Genomic DNA, 24,390 nt, shown 5'->3' with positions numbered 1-24,390 from the left:
GTACAAGATTCGCATTCTCCCGCTATCCGGGGTGCCACCCCTTCCCTTGCCGGAGCGCGAACCATGTTGTCATCAACCCCGTCGCACAAACCCCATCCCCGCGGGAGCGCCATCGTTCAAATCGTTCAAATAGTGCAGCACCTGCAGCCCGGCGGGCTGGAGACCATGGTGCTCAACCTCACGCAGGCGAGCCCGGCCGAGCAGCCAGTGCATATCATCTCCCTCGAAGGGCGCAAAGGGGATGTGTTAAGGGCATGGCCCGCCCTGCATCCCTTTGCTGGCAATATTCACTGTCTGGAAAAGCCCGCAGGCTGGTCGCTGGCAACCCTCTGGCGGCTCACCCGACTGCTGCGCCAACTCAAGCCCGTCGCGGTACATACCCACCATCTGGGGCCCATGCTCTATGGCGGCCTCGCCAGTCGGCTGGCCCGGGTGCCCACCCTGGTACACACAGAACACGATGCCTGGTATCTCGATGATCCCCATCAGCGCACGCTGGCCCTGTGGGGGCTGCGCGCCTTCAAACCCACTCTGGTGGCCGATGCCATGCCGGTGGCCAACCAGCTGCTGGCCAAGCTGGGCCAGCTGTCGCCAACCGTGATCCCCAACGGCATCGATGAGCAGCGCTTTGCCCCGGGCGCCGCCGCCCTCGCCCGTCAGGAGATGGGGCTGCCACAAAGGGTCAAACTGATTGGCTGCGCCGCCCGCCTTGAGTCGGTCAAGGGGCATGCCTTGCTGCTGGAGGCGATCCGCACCCTGCCGGAAGAGGTGCATCTTGCGTTGGCAGGGGTCGGCAGTTTGCAAAATGCGTTGCAACAACAGTGTCAGCAACTGGGGATCGCCCATCGGGTCCATTTTTTGGGGCTGGTCGAAAACATGCCGCGCTTCTATCAGGGGCTGGATCTCTTCTGCCTCCCCTCGCTGGCAGAGGGGATGCCGCTCTGCGTGCTAGAAGCACAGGCGTGCGGGGTACCGGTGGTGATGAGCGACGTGGGGGCGGCCAGAGAGATCGTCTGTCAGGACAGCGGCCATATCCTGTCGGAGCGGGATCCCGACCGCCTTGCCCAGCTTCTGGCACAAGGGTTGCTGCAGTGCCATAGCCTGCGTGCCGTCACCCGTGAGTTTGTGTGCCAGCAAAGCAGCTTGAGCCGGATGGCTCAGGCCTATCAGCAGCTTTACAGCCGCTGATCAAGCGACCCGATGACCAGAGGAGCATCCCATGGAATGGATCATGATCGTGTTCTGGCTGTGCGCTGTACTGGTGGTCTACCACCATGTCGGCTATCCCCTGCTGCTCAAATTTGGTGGTCGGCAGGCACGCAAGGTAGCCAATCCACCGCGCCCTCTGGATCGAGGGTTCAAAACAGATGCCACCGATGAGGCGCTGCCGACCATCACTTTGCTGATGCCGGTCTACAACGAGGCGGCGACCATCGCGGCCAAGCTGCAAAACCTCGCCAGCCTCGATTACCCCGCCGACAAGCTGTGGGTGCATGTGCATTTCGACGGCTGCAGCGACAACAGTTACCCCATTGCGCTGAGCCAGCTCGGTGATCCCGCCCTGCAGCAGTTGCAGATCAGGCTGTTTGATCACCCCCGCAATCGCGGCAAGGTCGCCGTGCTCAACGAGGCCATGACCCGGGTGCACAGCGATCTGGTGGCCCTCACCGATGTCTCGGCCCTGCTGCCCATCGACAGCCTGCTGCTGGCGGTCGCCCATTTTGCCGATCCCAAGGTAGGGGTGGTCGGGGAAGCGTACCGCTTCTGGCAACCGGGCTCTCAGGGCGAGGAGAGTTACTGGCACTATCAAAGCCAGATCAAGCTCTGCGAATCGGCCCTTGGCGGCATGCTGGGTGCCCACGGGGCCTTTTACATGATGCGCCGGGAGTGCCTCACCCCGCTGGCCGCCGATACCATCAACGACGATTTCATCCTGCCGATGCAGGCCATCGCCAAGGGGTATCGGGCTGTCTATGACAATCGCTGTGCCGCACTGGAGCTGGAAATTTCCGATGCCGCGCTGGAAGCGACACGGCGCAAGAGGATCGGGGCCGGCAACACCCAGCAGCTGCTGCGGTTGCTGCCCCTGCTGCACCCCAAGTTTGGCTGGGTTGCCTTCAACTTTGCCAGTGGCAAGGGGCTGCGGGTGTTGATGCCGCTCTGCCTGACCCTGCTGTGGCTCTGCGCCATCCCGCTGGCCACCCAATCCCTGCTGTTTCAGCTGCTGCTGGGGCTGCAACTGCTGGGGTATCTGCTGGTCATCCTGATCCAGCTGACCCCTGTGCACCCCTGGCCCAATCTGTTTCGCAAGATCCACTATCTGGTACTCGGACACTGGTACAACGGCATGGGCACCCTGCGCTACTGCCTGCGCGCCCCCATACGTTTCATGTCACAGGAGAAAGCCTTATGACACACCCCATTCCAAGATTGACCCTGGTGGTCAAACGCAGCATGGATCTGCTCGGTGCCACTCTTGGCCTGCTGCTGACGCTGCCACTGTGGCCGCTGATCATGCTGGCCATCCGGCTCGATAGCCCGGGGCCTGTGTTCTTTCGTCAGCTGCGGATCGGGCGCAGCCATGCCACCCATACCGAGCTCTTTTTCATGATCAAGTTTCGCACCATGCGCGCCGACGCCGAGGCGGCCACCGGGCCGGTCTGGTGTGGCAAGGGGGACAGCCGGATCACCCGCAGCGGCGACTTCCTGCGCAAAACCCGGCTCGATGAGCTGCCGCAGTTTATCAATGTGCTCAAGGGGGAGATGTCGCTGATCGGCCCCCGTCCGGAGCGACCCGGGATCGCCAACCGGCTGGAAGATGCGGTGCCGTACTTTATCGAACGCACCTATGAAGTGGCCCCCGGCATTACCGGTCTGGCGCAGGTCAATCAGGGTTACGACGAGTCGCTTGATGATGTGCGCAGCAAGCTGGCGTTCGATCTGGCCTACTCGATTGCCCTGCTCCACCCCTGGCGCTGGCTGGTGCAGGATATGCATATCATCGGCAAGACGATTGCCATCATGGTTGGCAAGAAGGGGCGCTAATCCCGCCGCACCAACCTCAACCACACCTCGAGACCCTCAGGCCATTGCCACTGCAATGGCCTTTTTTATGGCGCATCGTTGTGGCACGTCCGCGGTGATCACTGAGAAGCCAGCGATCTGATCGTCATCATCTGGCCCCATCCATCCAAAGGCCTGATGCTTGTTTGACCAACAGCAGAAACCCAAGCGTTGCGTGATCACCGAAGCAATCCGCCTCCTGCTACCTCTAACACCGGCACATAAAAAAACGAGTAGCCAGCGGCCACTCGTTTTGACAGGTTTCTCCGTGATTCAGGCGCCGTAGACGGCCAGAATATCGGTCACCCTGTTGTTGACGCTGTACCCGCGGGCTATGGTGTTGCGCGCCGCCTGACTCATTTTGCTGCGCACCACCCCATCGCTGCGCAGCCAGTAGTTGACCAGCTCCGCCATATCCCGCACATGGCCGGGCTCCACCAACCAGCCATTGGATTTATGGTCGATCAGATTGACCAGGCCCCCCACCGCAAAGGTACAGACAGGTATGCCGTGAGCCATCGCCTCCAGGGCCACCAGCGGCAACCCTTCAAAGCGGGAGGTGATGCAGAGCAGGTCGATGTTGTGCCACTCATTGGCCATGTTCTGGAAACCATGAAGCTGGACGCGATCACCATACTGCTGCAACAAGGCACTTTTCATGGGGCCATCCCCGTAGAGATGAAACGCCCCCTCCGGGCAGAAGGCGGCCAGCTGGCAGAACGCCTCCGGCCCCTTTTCCGGCGAGAGGCGGCCGACAAAGGCAATCCGGTTGCCAGTTACCGATGCCGGTGTCGCAGGCATGGGGACAAAGTTGCTGATCACCGTGCTTGGCACAGGCAATTTGCGAGCGATGGGCTCGCTTACTGCAATACACTTCGCAAAACGCGCTGTGGTGCGATCCAGCCAGCTGTAAAACTTCAGCAAACCTTCCCCGTCATCCCCGCTGTGAAAGGTCGAAACCACCGATTTGCCGGTGAACCAGGCCGTCAGTCGCCCCAGCACCCCGGCCTTGTAGCCGTGGGTATGGATCAGCACAGAAGCCGGCTGGCGGGCCAGACGGCGCATAAAATCGCGGCTGTTTTGGCACACCTCGTAGGGCAAGCCCTGTTGTTTGAGCAGGGTCGTAAAGGGGGTCATGCCATGGTTGCTCACCAGCACTATGGTGGGGCGAAATCCCCTGGCCAGCAGATCGTTGGCGAGATGGATAATGTGAACTTCTATTCCACCGACCTGACGCGCATCGATGGCCAGCCAGATCTGCTGCATGGGTAACATAGGCACCTCCTCCCGTGGCTCCATGCCACCAGAAATGAGGCGCTGCATAGAGCGGGCCAGTCAGGCAAAGAGGGGCTGGATCAGGCGCCGGGACAGGCGACCAGCAGGAGGGTCATGTCATCGAGGGCGGCATCATTGATGCGCTCATCAAACCAGCGGGCAATGCGATGAGCCAGTTGCTCAAGACCGGGCCCCGAGGTCAGGCAGATCTCTTTTAGCTGCGACTCCCAGCGCTGGCGCTCTGCGGCATCACGGCTATCGAGCAGGCCGTCGGTCCAGAACAGCAGGATCTCGCCGGGCTTGAGCTGACGCTCATTGGTCACGAAGTGGGGATCCGGGCGCAAACCGGGCAAGGGGCCGGTCACGCCGACCTGACGGATGGTGCCGGGCCCGACCAGCCAGGGCGCAGGGTGACCCGCGCTGGCCCACTGCACTCGCCCCTCGTTGCCGAGTTCAATGCAGAGGGTGGTGAGCAGGGTAGCCCCAAGGAGCGGATCACTGTGAACCGCATTGGACAAGATGGTCAGCAAGCGGGCGGGGGCGCGCTCCAGATCGTGGGCGGTCAGCAAGCCGCGCAGATAACCGGCATAGGCATGGGCAAAGAACTTGGCTTCCGCATCGTGGCCCATCACATCCCCGAGCCACAGCACCCGATCCTTGACCAGCAGAAAGTCCCCGCCCCCCACTGTAGCCGCGCGGGTTTGCAACGCCAGCTGGTATCCCCCTATGGAGGTGGCGGGCAATAACGGGCGCAGCGCCGAGGTCATGCGCTGATCCAGCTGCTCGCCCCATTGCGACTTGAGCTGCTCCGAGCGTTGCAGCACCCGCGAAACCGCCAGCAACAGGTCCTGCTTGGTGATGGGTTTGACCAGAAAGTCATCGATCCCCAGCGCCCCCGCCCGACTCTGGGTCCACTGATCCTGATGACCGGTCAGGAAGATAAAGGGCACCCCCTTCATCTTGGGATCCTTCATCAACTGCTGACGCAGCCCAAAGCCATCGATCCCCTCCATCTCGATATCGGAGAGCACCAGCGCGGGGGGCTGCTTTCCGAGCGCCAGCAGGGCGGCATGGGAGTCGGCATAACTTTCAACCCGGTAGTGCTCATGAAGGTAGGCGGTGAGCAAGGCACGCATCACCTTGTCATCGTCGATCACCGCGAGCACCGGCAGTTGGTTGACCGGGCCCTGCTGGCGAAGGGTCACGCGATTGCGCTCACCGTCGCGAGAGAAGTGCACCTCGGCAAACAGCTGGTGCACCAGCGCCAGCCCGTATCCCCCTTCCTGCAGTTCATCGGGTAACGGCGCACTGGCAAGACCGGGTTGCGGGCCGCCATCATCTTCCAGCACCAGACTCAAGCCCGTTTCATCCTCTTTCAGCGTGAGCCAGAGCCGGGTCGCGGGAGGAGCTGTGTGCTTGACGCTATTGGTGGCCAGCTCACTGAAACAGAGCAGCCAGTTGGCTTGATCCTTTGGGGAGACCTGAAACAGGGAGAGCCCCTGTGCCAGCCGGTTGCGCAGTTCGCGCACCGCCTGCAGGGTTGCCGGAGCAGATCGCAACCAGTCATCCATATCGGGCCTCCATCAGCGGGCGATCAGATCCGGAAATTGAGCAAGGCGCTGCGCCGACACCAGCGCTTGAGCCATTCGGTCACCCGGTTACTGGGCAGCCGGTTGAGTTCGCGCAGGATCTCGCTGGCCAGCCCCGGGTTGAGTTTGTCGTTATAGACAGCGCCAATCAGATTGGCCTCGGCACGAGTCAGTTTATCCACCGCACTTTGTACCACGGTCGTCGGGGTCACCCCCGCCAGTACCACCAGCAGCGCCCCTTCACAGGCCCCACACACCTGATCGGCCGGAATATTGCCCCGATTGAGAGCGGTGAGCGGCGAGGTATCGAAGATCACCACATCGTAATGCTCCAGCCAGCGAACCAGCAGCTGGCGCAAGGTATCCTTGTTGCGAAAAGCCATCAGATCCTTGCCCGGCGCCGGGAGCAGCGACAACGACCGACCAGTGGCCACAGGCTCGGGCACATCATTGGGCCCCCAGGCAACCGCCGTGGCGCGGCCGGGGTGATAGAGATTGAGATCCACCAGCAGGGTGCGCAGCCCATCCGCCTCCGAGCGCCTTGCCAGCGCATCGCAGATGGAGCTCACCCCCTCTCCCCCTTCCGACGAGGTGACCGCCAGCGAGCGGATCCCCCGGGCGACCGTCGCCGCATAGAGGGATTCGAGCTCCAGATATTGAATGGGGATGCTCATATCAAAGCGTCCCGACCAGGGCCACCACCGAGATCGTGGTCAAAATGTCGCGCATGCCATCCATGAAGATGGCCCAGTTGCTGCTTTTGCTATCAGGGATAAAGACGGTGTCCCCGGCACGCAGCACCGGCAACTGGCTAAAGTCGGGCTCTTTGGCAAAGCCGTCGAGATCGAAGCTGCGGGCCTGATCCCCCTGACCACTGGTGGCCATGTTGATCACCACAATCTTCTTGATATAGGCGCTGCTGGTCGGGCCCCCCGCCTCGGCCAGCAGATCCAGCAGGGTCATGGAGGAGTCAAAGCGGTAGCGACCCGGGCGGGCAATCGCCCCCAACACCCGAATGGTGTTCTCCTTGGGCTCATCGAGCCAGGGGCGATTCTTCTCCGGCAGGTAGATGGAGTCGCCGGGCAGCACCTTGGGCAGCAAGGTTTCATCGCCGGTTTCAAAGTAGAGGGCAAGATCGAGCTTGCTGACCCGCGCCGTGCTGCCACTGCGATGGGCGATGCGCACATTGCGCAGATCCGCCGCCGCAGTCGGACCATCGGCGGCCGACAGGATGTCGATAAAGCCCATCTGCTCATTGAAGGCATAGCGACCGGGGGCCCCGACCTGACCGAAGATATAGATGGAACTGTCCGGTGACTGGCGCACCCACTGGGACTTGTTGTCACTGGGATCGGTGGGCAGCTCGGGGATCATGATGGTGAATCCGGCCCGGATCTTCGGCAGGCTGGCCAGCGCCCCGCCCTGATGAAGGAACTTGTCGAGATCAAACAGGGTCGGCGTGGCCTGCCCCCCTTCGGCGGTCAGGATCTGCACCTTGGCGATATCGGCCCGCTCGTTGGGGCCACCGGCGTGGGCGATCAGATCCAGCAACGACATTTCGTCAGACCATTCATAGCGGCCCGGGATCCGCACCGCCCCCATCACCATCACCGCCCGTCCGGGTGCCACTTTCAACCAGGACTTCTCGTTGATATCGGTCTTTTCCGGCACAAAAATGGCATCACCGGGTTTGACTTGGGGAAGCGCCTTTTGCATCCCTTCGGTATAGGCCTGCAAGTCGATGGATTCGATCGTGCCATCGGTGCGCAGCAAACGGATCTGGCGACTCTCGGCATAGCGGGTCGGGCCGCCGGCATTGGCCAGAATATCGAGGAAGGAGTCCCCTTCCCGCCCCTCATAGGCGCCGGGTTTGAACACCTCGCCCATGATGTAGATGGTGCGCGCTCCCCGTTTTATCTGCTCTTCATCCTTGGGCACGAAGATGGTGGCGCCCGGCGCCAGATTAGGGAGCAGCTTGTTGTTGCCGGAGTCGAGATAGGCTTTGAGATCGAACAGTTCGGGGGCATCACCATTGATCACCCGGATCCGCTCCACCCCGGCAAAGCGGGTCACCCCACCGGCTCGCATCAGCAGATCCACGATAGAGTTGCCGATCTTGAAACTGAAGGCGCCGGGGCTGTTGACCTCGCCAAATACCTTGATCGCCTTGCCGGTATCGCCATCCCCGCCTGCCGCCAGGGTCGCCGCATCAAAATCGATCTGCACGTTGCCGATCAAAGGCGATGCGGGCACGAACACCACATCGAGGGATTGCAATGGCGGCAACACGCTGGCATCGCCGGTATCGAGATAACGCTTGTAGTCGAAGCTAGAGACCGTGCTGCCACGCCGCACCTGCATATTGTTGAGCTGGGCACCGGGCACCAGACCGCCAGCGGCATCGAGGGCCATCTGCACGTTGCCATCGGGCGCCAGATCATAACTGCCGGGTTTTTTGACATAGCCCATCACGCTGATCAGCAGCCGCTTCTCCAGCAAGGTGACGGTCAATTGAGAGAGGTTGTTGTAAACAGGTTTGAGGGCAGTGCGGATCAGCTCATCCGCCTGTTGCAGGGTCTTTCCCCCCACCACGACGTTGCCGACCTCAGGCAGTGCAATCTCCCCCTGCTTGTTGATCTGGAAAGGCTGATCAAAAGCAGGCTCACCGGGTTGCACTATTGCCAACCGATCACCGGGAGCCAATAAGGTGGAGGCCAGTAACGGGCAGGTGAACAACAGCAAGAGAACACAGATCAATCCTTCGAGAGCGCCCCGTTTCATAGACATCCTTTTCGTCTGTTACGTCTGCCCCCATTGGCGTAAGGGGAGCCCTGACCAATCAGCACGACAGCCATCCGCTGTTGTCTGTTGCAGCCGCAAACGTACTTGTTGTAGTGATTGTGCCAGCACGGTCTGACGCCAGGCTACATCCGACCAGAGCCGTCCGTGCATATCCCGTTCGATATCAATACGTTGAGATTGTAGTCGTTTCAACTCGGCAGGCATACACCCCTGCAGACTCGCTTGCTTTAATTCCATCAGCTGCAAGTCGAGTTCCTTCTGACGCTCATCATAACGAGACCAGACCCGCCGTTCATCCTCATTGACCGGAATACGGGTGGGTCTTGCCTCGGCCATGCCGCCATACCCCTGTGGCGGCCACTGCACACAACCCGACAGCAGAATGGACGAGAGCAGGATACCAAAGCGTTTCATGATGCAGCGGCCATCATGCCACGGGAGCGCATATAGGCCTTGATGCTCTCATGGCAGGGGATCACCCGGTCGATATGCAGCATCTCCAGCAGGTCATGAGGTTGACCGGGTCCACAGACAAGGGCCATCTGATGCCCGTTCATAATCAATCTTTTATAGAGAAATACCAAGGCTCCGATCCCCAACGAGTCGATAAAATGAACATCGCTGATATCGGCCAGGATATCTCCCGGGTGGGTCGAAAGGGTTTCAAACAACGGGCGGAGCTCACTGACGGCCATCGCGTCAAACTCGTTTTCCAGTACCACTACCTGGATATCATTAAGGGTGTAAGTCATGCTTTCCATCGCTAGCTCCTTGTCGATTCTCAGACTATTTGCTGTCACGGCATTCAGCACGCTGCAAATGTTATGCCGGGCAGTGCCACGGCACTTGTTCTCCAAATGATACTCTTTGTGCCTTATTCACCGACACCCACTCCTCGTTTTGATTGCCAAATTGCAATTAACCTCCCCCGCACGTTGCAAACTGCAATTCACCTTGGCCGAGATCGCCAGATAACAGGGTGACTGCTCCCCGCCGCAAGCGGCGAGGCTTCCCACTTCTTAGGCCGCTACTGCCGAATTGGCAGATTTACGCTGGCCTCCATGGGTAGAAACGACGTGTCCCGCCGCTTTTAATTCCAATATGCCTTGCTGTCGGATGTTCATGGCCGCGTTGATATCCCGGTCATGCTCCGCATTACATGCTGGGCAAGCCCAACTGCGCTGATGCAATGGCATTTCAGGCATCTTGTGCCCGCAGCAGCTGCACAGTTTCGAGCTGGCAAACCATTGGTCTAGCTTGACCACGTGTCTCCCCTGCGCCTCTGCTTTGTACTCCAGCTTCATGATAAATCCATGCCAGCCCGCATCTCCTATGGCTCTGGCTAGGTTGTGATTCTTCATCATGTTCGCTGATTTCAATGTCTCTACGATGACCGCTTGGTTTTCGTCAACCATCGTTCGGGAGAGTTTGTGCTGAAAATCGGCGCGGGCGTTGGCTACACGTTCGTGCAGGGCGGCCAGCTGTATCCGTGCCTTCGCTCGGTTGGCGCTGCCTCTTTTTTTGCGAGATAACGATTTTTGCTTGCGCCGCAGATTGCGGCTGGCATTGATAAGGTGACGCGGGTTGTCGATCTTCTTGCCGTTGGACGCGATGAGATAGTGAGACAGCCCCATGTCGCAGCCTGTCACATCTGTGATGAGTGTCGGCTTGGCGGGCGCTTCGCAGCCATCATCACTGAGAATTGACGCGTAGTATTTCCCTGTCGGGCCACGGCTGATCGTGATGCTAGAGATTGTTCCTTTGATGTCCCTGTGGAGCACTGCTTTGATCGGCGTCATCTTCGGTAGCTGGATAGCATCGGCCAGTACCTTCCCGTTGGGGTGGTAGCTCGATTGCCTGCCCCGTTTGCTCTTGAAAGTCGGCATCCGAGCCTTGAGCTTAGGGTTGAAAAAGTTGGCAAATGCTTTGTCCAGATTGATCACTGCCTGTTGCAAGGCGAGGGAATCGTACTCTTTGAGCCAGGCATATTTGCGCGATTTTTTTGCCACCGCTAGTAGCGGTTTCAAGTCACGCTTGGGCTTCAGGGATACACCACGGCGCTTGAACATGTGCCGTTGAATACGAAGAGCCTTGTTGTACGCAAACCGCACAGCTCCGAACTGGGCATTTAAAAATGCAGCCTGTTCGTTTGTTGGGTAAAGGCGTACTTTAGTAGCTCTTTTCACGGTCACTGCTCACTGATAAAGTTCAGGCACTATATGCTTTAATTCGAGACATTTCAAATGAGTGAGCACAACATTGATTTCACTGGCTATCTGCGCAAACGTCATTCCGTCAGCAAGCTGGTTGTGCATTTAATCTTCACCACAAAGTACCGCCGCAAACTGCTCGACGGCACCATGATCGAACAGATGCGCCACGCGTTTTTGTCCGCAGCCGAGAAGTTGGAGGTGGAGATTTTGGAGATGGATGGAGAAGCCGATCACGTTCATCTTCTCGTTGCTTATCCGCCCAAGCTGTCCATCAGCGTGCTGGTCAACAATTTGAAGTCAATCAGCAGCCGCCATGTGCGGATTTTGAATACGCATCTACGGAAACAGAGCAATAGTGGGATGCTGTGGTCACGCTCTTACTTTGCCTGTAGCGCAGGAGGGGCCACTATCGAAACGCTGAAGGCGTATGTGGCATCGCAGAAAACACCAGATTAGCTCCCCTTATATCCCCGCCCGATTGGGCGAGGGTTTACGGGGCATTTGCTAAATGGCTGATAATTCAAGCCCATTGGACTGGGCCCGATTATTGCTTGCCTTTGGACACACTTCACAAGCCACCGTTGGCTCGGCCCCCCATGCCGCCATTTTCCAGGAAGGAGAGATCATGAAAGCAGGCCTTTACATCGCACCACTGTTGGCAGCCCTTTGCGGCACAGCATACGCAGCCCCCTCCCCTGACAGCGCCGTGTTGAAGGTTGAAGGCGCCATCAGCAGCCCCACTCATCAGGCTCTGGCCCTGTGGGACAGCGCCATGCTGGATCAACTGCCGGTACACGAAATCAAAACCCATACCCCCTGGTATGACGAAGCCAAGACTTTTCGCGGCCCGCTGCTGCAAGATGTATTGGCCAAGGTCGGGGCAACCGGCAAACAGCTCACCATTACCGCGCTCAATGACTACTCGGTACAGGTGCCGACAAGCGATGCCGAGCAGTATCGGGTCATCCTCGCCCGCACGATCAATGGCAAGCCACTGTCGGTGCGTGACAAAGGGCCGCTGTTCCTTGTCTATCCGTTCGATCAATATCCCGAACTGCAAAACAAGCTCTATTACGGTCGGGCTATCTGGCAGATCAGCGCGATAAAAGTGGAGTAGATCCCATCATGCGTTCCATGGCGGCCAGTCAACGTTTCTTGTTTGTGGTGCTTTGTGTGCTGCTCCTTGCCTTTGCCGGTATTGGTACCATCCAGTACCGGCAATTTCAGGATCTGCAGCGCAGTACCAGCCAGGGCGAAGACAACGTGATGTGGAACTATTTCCAGCTCTATAACGAAGCGCTGCGTTTTCAAAGCTCGCTGCTCCATGAGTCGCAACCGACCTTCCAGCTCAGATACGATATTCTGGTCAGCCGCATGGATCTGGTGTTGGAGAGCAAGGATCGCAGCCTGCTTCAGCAAACAGAGATCTACCAACAGGCAAGCAAAGCCATTCGATCCTACATCTCTCTGGCGGATATCTGGCTCGGCCCGGAAGCCACCAAGCCGCTCGACAATCTTGCCCATCAGGAGCTGCGCCAACAGCTTGCCTCCCTGCTCCCCCTGCTCCATCAGCTGACTCTGGAGGTGAACCAGCAGGCGACCCTGTTTGATGTGGCGCGTCGCGACAGCGTGAGGGAGCAGATCATCACGACGACACTCATCGCAACCCTGCAATTTGCGCTGCTCTTTGTGCTCGCCCTGCTGATCTGGCGGCAAATGAATATCTCGTTTCTGCAGCACAAACTGATGCAGCAGCTCAATGACAAACTGCTGCGGGCAAATCAGGCGGCAGAGGCCGGCACAAGAGCCAAAAGCAGCTTTTTGGCCAACATGAGCCATGAAATTCGCACCCCCATGAATGGCATTCTCGGCATGCTCTCACTGCTGGCCGACCGGGATATGGATCCGAGGGAGCGAGACTATCTGGAGACGGCGCGGGAATCGGCAAACCATCTGCTCGGTCTGCTCAACGACATTCTGGATGTATCCAAGCTGGAAGAGGGCAAGATCGAGCTACAACTGGCCCCCCATCACTTGCCCCAGCTGCTGGAGGATATCCGGGCCTTGATGCAGAGCAACTGCGATGCAAAAGGGATCAAACTGACCCTGACTGTTGCCCCCGATACGCCGGAGTGGTTGATGATCGACCCGCTGAGAGTGCGCCAGATCCTCTTCAACCTGGTGAGCAATGCCATCAAGTTCACCCATCAGGGGGAAGTAAAGATCCATGTTGATAGCACCCTGTTGGATCAGGATCGCCACTCGATACGCATCTCGATCCAGGACACAGGGATCGGCATGAGCAAAAGTCAGCTAAAAAACCTGTTTCAACGTTTCGCCCAGGCGGATGTCTCGATCACCCGCCAATATGGCGGATCGGGCCTGGGACTTGAAATATCCCGTAACCTCGCACGCCTGATGGGCGGCGATATCTCGGTAGAAAGCAGCGAGGGACATGGCAGTACTTTTACCTACATCTGGCCCGCCAGAGCCACGACCCCCTCGATTGTTTGCCTGCCGTCCAAGCCGCTGGATCAGGAGAGCTATCGCATCTTGCTGGTTGATGACAATGCCACCAACCGCAAGGTGATCGGCGCCATGCTCGACTCCGTGGGCCATCAGGTCACACTGGCCGTTCAGGGAGAAGAGGCGCTGGAGAAACTGGGTCACACCGAATTTGATCTGGTGTTGATGGATGTCCAGATGCCAGTGATGGATGGCCTGGTGGCCACCACCCGGATCCGCACCTCCCAGATGCCTTGGGCAGATATCCCCATCATCGCCCTGACGGCGGATGCGATGCCGGAATCCAAGCAATACTATCTCTCCCATGGCATGAATGGATATATCACCAAGCCCATCAATAAAGAGACGCTACTGAGCGAGATAAACAGACATATTTCCCATGGGCGGCTCAAATACAACGCAGCCATGCGTGTCACCAAGCAATAAAACCGCGGATTCCGGGCTACTGATTGCTCATGTGGGGCAACATTGACCTCTGCAGGCAACTGAATGGGCTTGGGTCTGGAATGCACACAGGCAAGCAGCTTCGCAACAGCTGCACGGGCCGTCGGCTTGTCTCGGGTATGCAGGGATTTTTTGATCTGTACAGACCTAGTAATCCCCTCCCTACAACGTCCAGACCAGAGTGAATGACTATATTTATGTTTTTAATGCATCAATAACCACTCTTAATGCGGGTGAAACATTCCGGTGGGGATAATAGAGGTACAGACCAGCCAAACGGTGACTATAGGGTTTCAATACCTGGATTAAGATGCCGCGCTCAAGTTCATCGCTCACCAATTCCTCTGGCACATAGGCCAGTCCCAGCCCCATTTTGGCAGCAGCCGCCTCCATATAACTGTCAGAGAAGACCCACTGCCCCTGTGGTCGATGCTTAATCGCCTTCCCCTCTTGCCACAGTTCCCATTGATAGAGGCTGCCATCGGCAAATTGGTAAGCGATACAGGGATGTCCCGCCAGATCAGCAGGCGCCTGGGGAAATCCGTATTGAAGAAAATGATCTGGGGTGGCTACCATCACCATCTCCAGATCGGGCGTAATGCGCACGGCCACCATCCCCTCATCCACCTCGTCACCCAGCCGCACGCCAGCATCAAAGCGCTCATCGATGATGTTCACGAAGCGGCTTTCACTGATGAGTTCCAGCCGAATATCGGGATAACGCTGTCTGAAGATGGTCAGCTTGGGAAGCAGCACCTTGTCGATGGCATGTTGGCTGGCGTTGATCCGTACCGTGCCTGAAGGGGTATCACGATAGTGGGCGAGCGTGGCCAGACCCGCATCAAGGGACTGAAAACAGCCCTGCGCCGTGCGGTACAACTGCTCACCCGCTTGGGTTAAGGAGAGGCTGCGGGTGGTGCGCATCAGAAGCTGCACCCCGAGCCGGGCCTCGAGATCCCGAATCGTTCGGCTGACCCCGGACTGGGCAAGCCCCAACCTAGCTGCGGCCTTGGTAAAACTCCCTTCCCGAGCGACCAGCATAAAGACGTGGAGATCGTTGTAATTCTCGCGGCCTGTCATTTTGTTCACCCCCTATGTTCCTGTCCGCCACGACCTGAGTCAGGTGCGCGTCAGACGTCTTAATTTAGAACAAATAAGCATTAATGTTATCAAAAAACCGCCTCTAATCATCACTATTCGTTCTAACTAGACTGTGTGTCGTGGTTCACAAAACCAGCCCTCCACCACCAGGACCACGCATCAGAAATCCGATTTCGAGGAACTTTGCCATGAATGTTCTCCCCAAGAAACTGACAGCTATCGCGTCTACCCTGCTGCTGGGCGCCGCATTAACCGGCGTCTCTACATTGAGTCATGCCCAAACAACCAACCCCACTGAACCTGTCTCCATGGTCACCCAATGGGACAAGACCTTCACCCAAAGCGACAAGGTCGATCATCGCAAGGTCACCTTCAAGAACCGTTACGGCATCACTCTGGTGGCTGACCTCTATCTGCCGAAAAACCGGGGAGACGCCAAGCTGGCGGCCATTGCTCTGAGCGGCCCATTTGGTGCCGTAAAAGAGCAGTCGAGCGGCCTCTATGCCCAGACCCTGGCTGAGCGTGGTTTTGTCACGCTGGCGTTTGACCCCTCTTACACCGGTGAGAGTGGCGGCCAGCCGCGTGATGTGGCCTCGCCAGACATCAACACCGAAGATTTCAGCGCCGCCGTCGATTTTCTCGGCCTGCAAAAAGAGGTCGACCGCAACCGTATCGGTCTACTGGGGATTTGCGGCTGGGGTGGCATGGCCCTCAATGCCGCCGCTGGCGACACCCGCATCAAGGCGGTGGCAACCAGCGTGATGTATGACATGAGCCGGGCCATGGGGCATGGGGTGGGCGATGGCAAGGATCGATTTTCCACCGCCGATCGCCGCGCCGTGCTGGCATACCTGAATGAACAACGCTGGAAAGATGCGGAAAGTGGCACCTATGCCCATAGCAATCATGACCTCTATGTCGATGACAAGGGAAATGTCACCGCTGCCGCCCGCACCCTGCCAGAGGTTCTGCCGGAAAACCCGCACCCGGTACTCAAGGAGTTCTTCGATTACTACCGTGTACCGCGTGGTTTCCATGCCCGTTCTGTCAACTCCAACGGGGCCTGGACCACTACCATGCCGCTGTCATTCATGAATATGCCGCTGCTGAGCTATGCAAGCGAAATATCCATTCCCACCCTGATCGTGACCGGTGACCAGGCTCACTCTCGTTACTTTGCCGAAGATGCCTTCAAGGCCGTTGGCAGCAAGCAAAAAGAGCTGGTCGTTGTGCCTGGCGCCAATCATGTCGACCTGTATGACAACCAGGCTGGCAAGATCCCGTTCGCCAAGTTCGAGCAGTTCTTCGAGACCAACATGAAGTAAGCGTCGAAAACGCGGCGGCCTCTTCGCCGCGTTTTCTCACTGGTTTCGACGCCACCATTCACGTCACATAGGGAGAAGCTCAATGATCAGAGGAGTGTTTGTTGGCGCGATGGCTCTGTTGCTGGGGGTGACCAGCACAGCAACCGCTACAAGTGCTAAGGCTCAGAACAAGGCAGAGAGTATGAACATCAAGATGACGATAGCCAGCCAGATCATCACGGCCACCCTGGAAGATAGTCACAGCGCCCGGGACTTTTTTGCCATGCTCCCCCTGACACTGCCCCTCGAGGATTACGCCGACACCGAGAAGATTGCTTATCTGCCCCGCAAATTGACCACACAGGGCGCCCCAAAAGGCATTGACCCGAACGTGGGGGATCTCACCTATTACGCCCCGTGGGGCAATCTGGCGATCTTCTATCGGGACTTTGGCTATTCGACCGGACTGATTAAGTTAGGGCGCATTGAATCGGGTCTCTCCCACCTGAGCACAACCTCGGCCGCCAGCATCACGATCGAAGCAATCGAATAAGCCCATATTTCACTTCCAGGTCATGCCATGAACGTAACATCGTTATCATCACATACACCCGCTGTCGTCAACGAACACTGGTCTGCGGTTGCTGCCATGTCCCTGTGTGTGGCACTGCTCATTGCCGCCGAATTTATGCCGGTCAGCCTGCTGACGCCGATCGCCACCGATCTAGGTGCCAGCAATGGCATGGCCGGTCTTGCTATTGCCATCTCCGGCCTGTTTGCCGTCCCGACCAGTTTGCTGATCGCACCTCTATCTCACAGGCTGGACCGACGTCATGTGCTCATGGGGCTAGTCGTCGTGATGCTGACCTCTTTAATCGTGATCGCCCTGAGCCCCAACTTTACCGTGCTGATGGTGGCACGCGCTCTGCTCGGGATCGTTATCGGCGGTTTTTGGGCGCTGGCAACCGCCACCATCATGCGGTTGGTCTCCAGCCAATCCGTCCCCAAAGCGCTGGGGATCATGTATACAGGCAATGCAGTCGCGACCGCCTTTGCGGCCCCCATTGGCAGCTACCTTGGCGGACTGATCGGCTGGCGAGGCGTGTTCTGGCTGCTGGTACCGTTGGTAGTGATCAACCTGCAGTGGATGGTACTTTGCCTGCCTTCCATGCACTCCCAAGCGCGCCCGCACAGCGCATTTCGCCTGATGCGCAGACCCAACGTCGCCATTGCCATCATGGGCGTGACGCTGACCTTTGCCGGCGCCTTCAGTGCCTTTACCTATTTTCGCCCCTTCCTGGAGACACGCACCCAGGTCGACCTGCCACAACTCTCGGCGCTGCTGCTGGCTTTGGGGCTGGCCGGTTTTGTCGGCACCACAGCGGTAAGCATGCTGCTGCGCCGTCATCTTTACCGGATGCTGCGCTGGTTGCCACTGGTGCTAGGCGTTATCACCCTGGCGCTGCTGGCGGTGGAGCATCACTTCTGGAGTGTGGCCCTGATGCTGATCCTCTGGGGCGCCCTTAACTCCGCCATTCCGGTCGCCTGGTCAGCCTGGATCACCCAGGGCATCTCAGATTCACCCGAGAGCGGTGGAGGCCTGATGGTGGCAGCTATTCAGCTGGCGATCACGTTGGGGGCTGCCGTGGGGGGGTGGTTACTGGATTCCCTCTCTATCAGGGCCACCTTTATGGGCAGTGCCCTGTTACTGACCGCCGCCTCCATGGTGGTCGGCAATGGCAGCCGACTAAGGCCCGTCACGCTTGGCCAATAAGTTGACCCATCCGTTAGCAAATCCATTCGCCATCGCACAGTGCAATTTCACCCAGCGCCTTGATGAAGCAGCCGATGTAGTTCTTCTGGTTGCTGAGCTCTTTCGGTGCCCAGGAGAGGGCCTTCTCTTTTTGATAGCGGTCACACGAGACCGACAACAGCGGAGCAAGCGGTTTGGCCGCCGGAACAGCAGGCTTGATATTCGGCTGAGGTTGAGGGTTATCTGGCTCGCTTATGGGTTGCACAACTGGCTTAGCTTTAGAACGCACACAGGCAAGCCGCTTCGCAACAGCTGCACGGGCTGTCGGCTTGTCTCGGGTATGCAGGGATTTTTTGATCTCTTTACGACGACCACAGGGGAGCGTGGTGACTTTGCGGTAATACCAGATGCCGTGGGGACTGAGCCAGAGATTCATCGATGAGCTCCTCGTCGTCCACACAAAGTGGATGACCAAGGGCTTTAGAAAGCTAACTTATTGAATTGCAGAAACAAGTGGTGGCCCTACCAGCCACATCCCGGCACTCGAGTCCCCCGCCTTGGCTGCTACCTTCCGGTCCTGACCAGGTCGACGGGTTATCAATGCGAGAGGACCAATAGGACCACCGGCGAGGAGAATAGGCAAACTGGGCGTTCAATGCAACGGCTTTCTACCCTCCAACAGATCGTTTGCCTTATTTTTCAACAATCTGCCGAATGAATCAGCTAAACAGCATAAATTTCGCCCCCACCAGCAGCATCAGCAGAGCAAATGCCTGCTTGAGGCGTTTTGGTGACAGGCGATGCGCCAGCTTGGCACCAATGCGGGCGAACTGGGTACTGGTCAGCACAATGCCGAGCAGCGCTGGCAGATAGATGTAGCCCACACTCCACTCGGGCAGATCGGCATGACCCCAACCCGCATAGAGGTAGCTGAGGCTCCCCGCCAGCGCGATGGGCATGCTGCAAGCTGCAGAGGCCGCTACCGCATTGCGCATCGGCACCGAGTTCCAGCTCAGATAAGGGACGGTCAGCGAGCCACCGCCAATACCAAACAGCGCTGACATCCAGCCAATGATGGTACCGGCGATGCCTGTGCCGAGCGCCCCCGGCATATGGCGCTCCGCTTTGGGCTTGAGATTGAGCCCCATCTGCAGCGCCATAGTCCAGGCGAAGCATCCGATGATGATATTGAGGGTACTGGCACTGAGCAGATTGGCCGTCATACCACCGAGCCAGGCACCAACCAACATACCAGCCCCCAATCTGCGGATCATCACCCAGTCGACGGCGCCCGCTTCTTGGTGCGCTCTAAGCGAGCTGAATCCGGTAAAGATCATGGTGGGAAGGGAAGTGCCCAGGGCCAAATGGGTAATGATTTCAGGGTCGATGCCCTGGGCGCGAAAGGTCATGACCAGCACGGGGACAATGATAAGACCGCCGCCGATCCCGAACAGTCCCGCCAGCATACCGGCAAAGGCGCCCAGCAGGAGGTAACCCATAAACAGCATAAAAATTCCTGTGTTAAACAAAAACTGGCCAACACGGCCGGGCAACAGTGGATATCTGCATGAAAAAAAAAGAGATGGCGCGAGGGCCATCTCTTCATTGTGCCGGTTAGTGCAGCGGAATGGTACCGTCCATCACCTTGTAGAAGGCCAGCACGGCACAGCCAAGCAGGGCCGCCGTCATCCCCTGCTCCAGCCGGTTAAGACCGCGCAGACCGTGATGCTGACGCGCCTTCCAGTAGATGAAGATGCCCGGACTATAGAGCAGCGCCACCAGCAACAGGTACTCCACACCGGCAGCGTATACCAGCCAGCAGCCGTAAACCGTCGCCACCAGGGCCAGTAGCAGGTCACGCTTGCGCTGATGAGGTTGACCCTGATAGGTCTCCCCTTTCAATGCCAGCTTCAGGCCATAAGCGCCCGAAAAGACGTAAGGCACCAGTGCCGCCGAGGTTGCGATGTTGACCAGCGCCAAATAGGTGCTGCTCTGAAAGTAGATGATGATCAAGAAGATCTGCACCAGACAGGTAGAGCACCAGAGGGACACCTGCGGCGAGCCGTTCTTGTTCTCCTTGGCAAACCAGCCCGGGAAGACGCCGGTCTTGCCCGCGATGTAGGGCACTTCAGCGGCCAGCACGGTCCAGCTGAGCAGCGCCCCCATCACCGACACCACCAGACCGATGTTGATAAGCCAGGCGCCCCAGGGGCCGACTACGGCTTCAAGGATCATGGCGGTCGAAGGGTTCTTGAGCGCCGCCAGTTGCGGCTGGCTCATGACACCCAGCGAGAACAGGGTCACCATCACATAGAGTGTCAAGGCGCCGAGCAGCGCCAGCACGGTGGCACGGCCCACATCCTTGCGATGACGGGCACGGGCAGAGACCACCACGGCCCCTTCAATCCCGATAAAGACCCAGAGGGTCACCTTCATGGTGGACTTGACCTGATCCATCACGGAGCCCAGCTCCATGTTGTTCTGGCCCCAAATATCCAGAGTGAAGGTATCCATGTTGAAGGCCAGCAGGATCGCGACACAGAAGACGATGAGCGGCACCATCTTGGCGATGGTGGTGACGATATTCACCAGTGCAGCAACCTGTACCCCGCGCAGCACCAGCGCATGCACCGACCAGATCAGGATGGAGGCCAGCGTGATGGCCACCGGCGTATTGCCGTCACCGAAGATGACGTTGTCAGGCGTATCGAAGAAGTAGCTCAGGGCGCTGAACACCACGATGGCGTAAGAGACGTTGGCCAGCAGTTGGCAGAGCCAGTAACCCCAGGCGGCGTTGAAGCCGATGAAATCGCCGAAACCGGCTTTGGCATAGCTGAAAATACCGCCATCGAGATCGGGGCGGCGCATGGAGAGGTTCTGATAGACCAGCGCGAGACAGATCATGCCAAGACCGGTGATGGCCCAACCCAGGGCGACCGCCCCGGCACTGGCATGCGCAGCAATGTTTTGTGGCAGACTGAAGACCCCGGCGCCGACCATGGAGCCGATCACCAGCGAAATGAGGGCGCCCAGCCCTAGTTTCTTGTCCATTTCAATCCTGTTTATTTAGGCGGCGGCAGAGCGTCCGTATTCATACTGCGCGCAATATGGGAGGGGCTGGGAATCCTGACCCCGTGAAAAAGGCGGCAACTATATTGCATGACTATTCCGACCGCAATCCCTCGTCCCGTCAATCATGCACCGCCTTGACCGCGCGCAATTTTACAGCACTGACCCATATGGCCTGTGAGCTGGCTCAAATTAACCAAGACCCATTGATATTTCTCATTTTTCTGCCAACACAACCTGACTCGCATGGTTCCTATGCATCGCCATTCAGGCACTCTCTGTATAAATAATCTGCATAAAAAAGCACCGGTGGAAACACCGGGGCCCATTATGTAAATCCCTATAAACGCAAACCGCCATCCAGTTCTATCATCCTTCCCGACAGATAGTCGTTGGCAAAAATAAAGCTCACCGTCTCGGCAAGCTGCTGCGCCTCGCCAAGGGTGCCGACCGGAATGGCCTGCTGCATCCGCGCCATCGCCTCCGGCTTCATCGCCGCCGTCATGTCGGTGGCAAACACCCCGGGGGCAATCCCCATCACCCGAATGCCATGGCGCGCCAGCTCCCGCGCCCAGGTCACCACTAGCGAAGCCACTCCTGCCTTGCTGGCGGCATAGTTGCTCTGGCCGATATTGCCGGCGCGAGCAATGGAGGAGATGTTGATGATAACGCCCCCCTGACCCCCTTGCGCCATCAGTGCCGCCCCTTCGCGACCGCAGAGGAAGGTACCTGTGAGGTTGACGTCAATCACGCTCTGCCACTGGGCCAGCGTCATCTTCTCCACCAGCTCACTCTCTTTGACCTTGATCAGCATGCCATCGCGCAAAATACCGGCGCAGTTGATAAGACCGTGCAGCACACCAAAACGCTCCTTGATGCCAGCAAAAACCGACTCAACCTCGGCTTCGCTCGCCACATTGCAGACAAACAGCTCGCACTGGCTATCTTGATCGCACTGATCATTCTGACTGCGCACCAGGGCTGCGGTCGCCTCCAGATCGGCGCGATTGATGTCGAGCAGCGCCAGCGTCGCCCCCTGTGCGCTCAGGGCCAGCGCAATGGCCCGTCCCAAGCCACGTCCAGCGCCGGTAATAACGATGACCTTATCTTTGATATCCATCAATGCTCCTTGTAGCTGGTCGAGGGGAGATGCCTTGAAGAGAGGTGCCCGTCAGGCGGGATCCTGTTTATCCAGATAGAGTTCGACGATGCTGGAGAAATCGCGGCTCCCCTGCCCCTGGGCGGCATGCAGGTTGAACAGGTTACGTGCCAGCGCCCCCATGGGCACCGTACTGTGGCCATGCTCGGCCAGCGCCATGGCCAGCCCCAAATCTTTCACCATCAGGCGGGTCATAAAGCCCCCCTGATAGTTGCGGGCGGCAGGGACATTCTCCATCACCCCGGGCCAGGGGTTGTAGCGCTCCAGACTCCAGTTGTTGCCGGAGCTCTTGCCCATGATGGTGGAGAGCACGGCGGGATCCAGCCCCTCCTTCACCCCGAGGGCCAGCGCCTCTGCAGTGCCCGCCATATGGATCGCAAGCAGCATGTTGTTGCACATCTTGGCGATCTGCCCGGCGCCCAGCGTCCCGGCGTGAAACAGGTTCTGCCCCATGCAGGCGAGCAAGGGTTTTGCCGCCTCGAAATCTGCCGCGGCGCCGCCAACGATAAAGGTGAGCGTCCCGGCGGCCGCACCGGCGACACCGCCCGAGACAGGGGCATCAATAAAGCGCAAACCACGGGCGCGGGCCGCCTCCCCGACCTGACGGGCAGAGTCGACATCGATAGTGGAGCAGTCGATCACCAGTGCACCAACCGGCAGGGCTGCCAGCAGATCCTGCCCCTCAGACAACCAAAGGTCGCGAACATGTTCCCCCGCAGGCAACATGCTGATCACCACCTCGCAGCCAGTCACCGCCTCACGGGCATCCCCCGTGGCGATGCAGCCAGCGGCGATGGCGCGCTCAATGTTTTGGGCAACCAGATCAAACACCTGCACCCTGTGCCCGGCCCTGGCCAGATTTGCCGCCATGGGCCCCCCCATGTTGCCGAGCCCGATAAACCCTATCCTTGTCATCCCGCTTGCTCCTTGCGTTGCTGATGGCGGCGTCCGCCGGTTGCCAAGATGTTATTCCTTGCAGGCCAACGGATTGCGCCCCTGCGGCCAGCGATAGAACTCGTCCAGCCACTTCCCCTCCGGTGGCCACTGTTGCCAGCGGGGATCTTTATCCTTGTCGATCAGCAGTGCCCGTACCCCTTCCACAAAATCCCCCTTCAGCACGCAGTTGACCGAGAGGGTCAGCTCCTCGGCAAATACTTCGGCCAAGGAGTTGCGGCGAGCCTGCCAATATTGGCGCCACAAAATGGCGCGGCTGATGGGGCTGCCGGTGCGGCAAATCTGCTGCGCCTGCTGGAGCACAGCTTCATGTTCATCGAACTGGGCATCGAACAACCGCGCCAATACCCCTTGCAACGTGCGCCCCGCCAGCAGGGTATCGATCCTCTGTTGATGGGGTAGCAGCACAGGCGCAGGCAAGCGGGCCACCACCTCACGGTGCAACCCCCTGAACAACTGATCGATCTGCTCACGGGGATCACCACTAGCAGCCCAGTCGAGTACGGCGAGGCGTGACAACAGCGCACTGCGCTCGCCACTGGCGATGGCGTGATCCGCCAACCCCACCCCAAGGGCATCTGCGCCATTAAAGCGGGCGCCAGTCAGACCGAGCCAGAGCCCGAGCCGCCCCGGCATCCGGCTTAAAAACCAGCTCGCCCCCACGTCGGGGTAGAGGCCAATGGTCACCTCCGGCATGGCAAACAGGCTTCTTTCGGTGACAACCCGAAAAGCGGCCCCGGCAAACAGGCCAATGCCGCCCCCCATGCAGATACCGTCCGCCACGCAGATCAGGGGCTTGCGGTAAGAGTGGATGTGGTGGTCGAGCCGGTACTCCTGCTCGAAAAAGTCGCGGGCATACTCGAACAGTTCCGATCCGCTTGCCTCCTGTTTGCGGTAATAGAAGGAGCGGATATCGCCACCGGCACAAAATGCCTTCTCACCCATCCCCTGCAGCAGTACACAGACGATGGCGGGATCCTGCTCCCAACGGGTCAGCGTCTGTTGCAGGATCTGGATCATCGGCAGGCTCAATGCGTTGAGAGACGCAGGGCTGTCGAGGGTCAACACCCCGATCTGATGGCCATCTTCGGTGGGATAACAGCTAACCTTGACCGGCTCACTCATAAACGGCTCCGTA

General features: G+C 58.6%; 23 protein-coding genes and 1 other RNA gene. 9 read left to right on the top strand and 15 right to left on the bottom strand.

What is annotated here, in order from left to right:
- Nucleotides 1–63: 63 nt before the first annotated feature.
- The 3 genes from ACTG1K_RS12765 to ACTG1K_RS12755 are packed head-to-tail and all read left to right on the top strand — an operon-like array spanning nt 64 to nt 3,045.
- A complete protein-coding gene (locus ACTG1K_RS12765) occupies nt 64–1,188 on the top strand; it encodes a glycosyltransferase (protein WP_440005592.1) in 1,125 nt (374 codons plus the stop codon).
- Nucleotides 1,189–1,219: 31 nt separating this feature from the next.
- On the top strand, nt 1,220–2,413 hold the full coding sequence (locus tag ACTG1K_RS12760) for a glycosyltransferase family 2 protein (protein ID WP_440005590.1): 1,194 nt from the start codon (nt 1,220–1,222) through the stop codon (nt 2,411–2,413).
- Entirely contained in the window at nt 2,410–3,045 is a 636-nt protein-coding gene (locus ACTG1K_RS12755; RefSeq protein ID WP_302247683.1) for a sugar transferase, read from the top strand. The genes ACTG1K_RS12760 and ACTG1K_RS12755 overlap by 4 nt, the downstream gene beginning before the upstream one ends.
- Nucleotides 3,046–3,336: 291 nt before the next feature.
- On the opposite strand, the gene ACTG1K_RS12750 is transcribed toward ACTG1K_RS12755, so the two are convergent.
- From ACTG1K_RS12750 to ACTG1K_RS12720, 7 genes are all read right to left on the bottom strand, one after another.
- The gene (locus ACTG1K_RS12750; protein ID WP_139494263.1) at nt 3,337–4,338 is read right to left on the bottom strand and encodes a glycosyltransferase family 4 protein; all 1,002 of its coding nucleotides are present in this window, start codon (nt 4,336–4,338) and stop codon (nt 3,337–3,339) included.
- An 80-nt stretch (nt 4,339–4,418) separates the two neighbouring features.
- Complete coding sequence (locus ACTG1K_RS12745) at nt 4,419–5,909, bottom strand: SpoIIE family protein phosphatase (RefSeq protein WP_429190031.1); 1,491 nt, start codon at nt 5,907–5,909, stop codon at nt 4,419–4,421.
- A gap of 23 nt (nt 5,910–5,932) precedes the next feature.
- Nucleotides 5,933–6,601 carry a tyrosine-protein kinase family protein gene (locus tag ACTG1K_RS12740; RefSeq protein ID WP_005360129.1) on the bottom strand — a complete coding sequence of 223 codons (669 nt, stop codon included), beginning with the start codon at nt 6,599–6,601 and terminating at the stop codon, nt 5,933–5,935.
- A gap of 1 nt (nt 6,602) precedes the next feature.
- Entirely contained in the window at nt 6,603–8,708 is a 2,106-nt protein-coding gene (locus ACTG1K_RS12735) for an SLBB domain-containing protein (RefSeq protein ID WP_440005586.1), read from the bottom strand.
- A gap of 18 nt (nt 8,709–8,726) precedes the next feature.
- Nucleotides 8,727–9,143 (bottom strand): hypothetical protein, encoded by a 417-nt coding sequence (locus ACTG1K_RS12730; RefSeq protein ID WP_421311034.1) that lies wholly within the window; start codon nt 9,141–9,143, stop codon nt 8,727–8,729.
- Nucleotides 9,140–9,490: an STAS domain-containing protein gene (locus ACTG1K_RS12725; RefSeq protein ID WP_440005584.1), complete on the bottom strand. Its 351-nt coding sequence runs from the start codon at nt 9,488–9,490 to the stop codon at nt 9,140–9,142. The genes ACTG1K_RS12730 and ACTG1K_RS12725 overlap by 4 nt, the downstream gene beginning before the upstream one ends.
- Nucleotides 9,491–9,748: 258 nt before the next feature.
- The gene (locus ACTG1K_RS12720; RefSeq protein WP_440005582.1) at nt 9,749–10,921 is read right to left on the bottom strand and encodes an RNA-guided endonuclease TnpB family protein; all 1,173 of its coding nucleotides are present in this window, start codon (nt 10,919–10,921) and stop codon (nt 9,749–9,751) included.
- Between the two features lie 51 nt (nt 10,922–10,972).
- Between ACTG1K_RS12720 and tnpA the strand changes: the two genes are divergently transcribed.
- The 3 genes from tnpA (at nt 10,973) to ACTG1K_RS12705 (ending at nt 13,894) form a co-directional block, all read left to right on the top strand.
- Nucleotides 10,973–11,398 carry an IS200/IS605 family transposase gene (gene tnpA / locus ACTG1K_RS12715; RefSeq protein ID WP_440005151.1) on the top strand — a complete coding sequence of 142 codons (426 nt, stop codon included), beginning with the start codon at nt 10,973–10,975 and terminating at the stop codon, nt 11,396–11,398.
- Nucleotides 11,399–11,567: 169 nt separating this feature from the next.
- Entirely contained in the window at nt 11,568–12,059 is a 492-nt protein-coding gene (locus ACTG1K_RS12710; protein WP_005351410.1) for a molybdopterin-dependent oxidoreductase, read from the top strand.
- Between the two features lie 8 nt (nt 12,060–12,067).
- Entirely contained in the window at nt 12,068–13,894 is a 1,827-nt protein-coding gene (locus tag ACTG1K_RS12705) for an ATP-binding protein (RefSeq protein WP_421353304.1), read from the top strand.
- Nucleotides 13,895–14,107: 213 nt separating this feature from the next.
- On the opposite strand, the gene ACTG1K_RS12700 is transcribed toward ACTG1K_RS12705, so the two are convergent.
- Nucleotides 14,108–14,992 carry a LysR family transcriptional regulator gene (locus tag ACTG1K_RS12700; protein ID WP_021230264.1) on the bottom strand — a complete coding sequence of 295 codons (885 nt, stop codon included), beginning with the start codon at nt 14,990–14,992 and terminating at the stop codon, nt 14,108–14,110.
- A gap of 209 nt (nt 14,993–15,201) precedes the next feature.
- Here ACTG1K_RS12700 and ACTG1K_RS12695 point away from each other — a divergent pair, with 209 nt between their 5' ends.
- The 3 genes from ACTG1K_RS12695 (at nt 15,202) to ACTG1K_RS12685 (ending at nt 18,091) form a co-directional block, all read left to right on the top strand.
- Complete coding sequence (locus ACTG1K_RS12695) at nt 15,202–16,338, top strand: alpha/beta hydrolase (protein WP_440005580.1); 1,137 nt, start codon at nt 15,202–15,204, stop codon at nt 16,336–16,338.
- 82 nt (nt 16,339–16,420) lie between these two features.
- Nucleotides 16,421–16,870 carry a cyclophilin-like fold protein gene (locus tag ACTG1K_RS12690; protein WP_440005578.1) on the top strand — a complete coding sequence of 150 codons (450 nt, stop codon included), beginning with the start codon at nt 16,421–16,423 and terminating at the stop codon, nt 16,868–16,870.
- A 96-nt stretch (nt 16,871–16,966) separates the two neighbouring features.
- Nucleotides 16,967–18,091 (top strand): MFS transporter, encoded by a 1,125-nt coding sequence (locus ACTG1K_RS12685; RefSeq protein WP_440005576.1) that lies wholly within the window; start codon nt 16,967–16,969, stop codon nt 18,089–18,091.
- Nucleotides 18,092–18,104: 13 nt separating this feature from the next.
- On the opposite strand, the gene ACTG1K_RS12680 is transcribed toward ACTG1K_RS12685, so the two are convergent.
- The 7 genes from ACTG1K_RS12680 to ACTG1K_RS12650 all read right to left on the bottom strand — a co-directional run bounded on the left by ACTG1K_RS12680 (nt 18,105) and on the right by ACTG1K_RS12650 (nt 24,377).
- A complete protein-coding gene (locus tag ACTG1K_RS12680; protein ID WP_440005574.1) occupies nt 18,105–18,506 on the bottom strand; it encodes a hypothetical protein in 402 nt (133 codons plus the stop codon).
- Between the two features lie 84 nt (nt 18,507–18,590).
- An RNA gene (gene ffs / locus ACTG1K_RS12675) (signal recognition particle sRNA small type) lies at nt 18,591–18,687 on the bottom strand.
- Nucleotides 18,688–18,789: 102 nt separating this feature from the next.
- Entirely contained in the window at nt 18,790–19,578 is a 789-nt protein-coding gene (locus ACTG1K_RS12670; protein ID WP_440005572.1) for a sulfite exporter TauE/SafE family protein, read from the bottom strand.
- A 106-nt stretch (nt 19,579–19,684) separates the two neighbouring features.
- Complete coding sequence (arcD, locus tag ACTG1K_RS12665; RefSeq protein ID WP_005336921.1) at nt 19,685–21,121, bottom strand: arginine-ornithine antiporter; 1,437 nt, start codon at nt 21,119–21,121, stop codon at nt 19,685–19,687.
- A gap of 358 nt (nt 21,122–21,479) precedes the next feature.
- Nucleotides 21,480–22,259 carry an SDR family oxidoreductase gene (locus ACTG1K_RS12660; RefSeq protein WP_110303159.1) on the bottom strand — a complete coding sequence of 260 codons (780 nt, stop codon included), beginning with the start codon at nt 22,257–22,259 and terminating at the stop codon, nt 21,480–21,482.
- A 51-nt stretch (nt 22,260–22,310) separates the two neighbouring features.
- On the bottom strand, nt 22,311–23,213 hold the full coding sequence (gene mmsB / locus ACTG1K_RS12655; protein ID WP_270905411.1) for a 3-hydroxyisobutyrate dehydrogenase: 903 nt from the start codon (nt 23,211–23,213) through the stop codon (nt 22,311–22,313).
- Between the two features lie 51 nt (nt 23,214–23,264).
- Nucleotides 23,265–24,377, bottom strand: a complete 1,113-nt coding sequence (locus tag ACTG1K_RS12650; RefSeq protein ID WP_440005570.1) for an enoyl-CoA hydratase/isomerase family protein — start codon at nt 24,375–24,377, stop codon at nt 23,265–23,267.
- Nucleotides 24,378–24,390: the final 13 nt, after the last annotated feature.

Source organism: Aeromonas sp. 102P (assembly GCF_051920345.1).
GTDB lineage: Bacteria > Pseudomonadota > Gammaproteobacteria > Enterobacterales > Aeromonadaceae > Aeromonas > Aeromonas veronii.
Note: the sequence above shows the minus strand (reverse complement) of the source record. Positions and strands in the feature narration are given on the sequence as shown.

Bases quoted from the DNA above. Each gene is read 5' to 3' on its own strand.
- ACTG1K_RS12765 (WP_440005592.1), top strand. From the start codon at position 64: ATGTTGTCATCAACCCCGTCGCACAAACCCCATCCCCGCGGGAGCGCC.
- ACTG1K_RS12760 (WP_440005590.1), top strand. From the start codon at position 1,220: ATGGAATGGATCATGATCGTGTTCTGGCTGTGCGCTGTACTGGTGGTC.
- ACTG1K_RS12755 (WP_302247683.1), top strand. From the start codon at position 2,410: ATGACACACCCCATTCCAAGATTGACCCTGGTGGTCAAACGCAGCATG.
- ACTG1K_RS12750 (WP_139494263.1), bottom strand. From the start codon at position 4,338: ATGTTACCCATGCAGCAGATCTGGCTGGCCATCGATGCGCGTCAGGTC.
- ACTG1K_RS12745 (WP_429190031.1), bottom strand. From the start codon at position 5,909: ATGGATGACTGGTTGCGATCTGCTCCGGCAACCCTGCAGGCGGTGCGC.
- ACTG1K_RS12740 (WP_005360129.1), bottom strand. From the start codon at position 6,601: ATGAGCATCCCCATTCAATATCTGGAGCTCGAATCCCTCTATGCGGCG.
- ACTG1K_RS12735 (WP_440005586.1), bottom strand. From the start codon at position 8,708: ATGAAACGGGGCGCTCTCGAAGGATTGATCTGTGTTCTCTTGCTGTTG.
- ACTG1K_RS12730 (WP_421311034.1), bottom strand. From the start codon at position 9,143: ATGAAACGCTTTGGTATCCTGCTCTCGTCCATTCTGCTGTCGGGTTGT.
- ACTG1K_RS12725 (WP_440005584.1), bottom strand. From the start codon at position 9,490: ATGGAAAGCATGACTTACACCCTTAATGATATCCAGGTAGTGGTACTG.
- tnpA (WP_440005151.1), top strand. From the start codon at position 10,973: ATGAGTGAGCACAACATTGATTTCACTGGCTATCTGCGCAAACGTCAT.
- ACTG1K_RS12710 (WP_005351410.1), top strand. From the start codon at position 11,568: ATGAAAGCAGGCCTTTACATCGCACCACTGTTGGCAGCCCTTTGCGGC.
- ACTG1K_RS12705 (WP_421353304.1), top strand. From the start codon at position 12,068: ATGCGTTCCATGGCGGCCAGTCAACGTTTCTTGTTTGTGGTGCTTTGT.
- ACTG1K_RS12700 (WP_021230264.1), bottom strand. From the start codon at position 14,992: ATGACAGGCCGCGAGAATTACAACGATCTCCACGTCTTTATGCTGGTC.
- ACTG1K_RS12695 (WP_440005580.1), top strand. From the start codon at position 15,202: ATGAATGTTCTCCCCAAGAAACTGACAGCTATCGCGTCTACCCTGCTG.
- ACTG1K_RS12690 (WP_440005578.1), top strand. From the start codon at position 16,421: ATGATCAGAGGAGTGTTTGTTGGCGCGATGGCTCTGTTGCTGGGGGTG.
- ACTG1K_RS12685 (WP_440005576.1), top strand. From the start codon at position 16,967: ATGTCCCTGTGTGTGGCACTGCTCATTGCCGCCGAATTTATGCCGGTC.
- ACTG1K_RS12680 (WP_440005574.1), bottom strand. From the start codon at position 18,506: ATGAATCTCTGGCTCAGTCCCCACGGCATCTGGTATTACCGCAAAGTC.
- ACTG1K_RS12670 (WP_440005572.1), bottom strand. From the start codon at position 19,578: ATGCTGTTTATGGGTTACCTCCTGCTGGGCGCCTTTGCCGGTATGCTG.
- arcD (WP_005336921.1), bottom strand. From the start codon at position 21,121: ATGGACAAGAAACTAGGGCTGGGCGCCCTCATTTCGCTGGTGATCGGC.
- ACTG1K_RS12660 (WP_110303159.1), bottom strand. From the start codon at position 22,259: ATGGATATCAAAGATAAGGTCATCGTTATTACCGGCGCTGGACGTGGC.
- mmsB (WP_270905411.1), bottom strand. From the start codon at position 23,213: ATGACAAGGATAGGGTTTATCGGGCTCGGCAACATGGGGGGGCCCATG.
- ACTG1K_RS12650 (WP_440005570.1), bottom strand. From the start codon at position 24,377: ATGAGTGAGCCGGTCAAGGTTAGCTGTTATCCCACCGAAGATGGCCAT.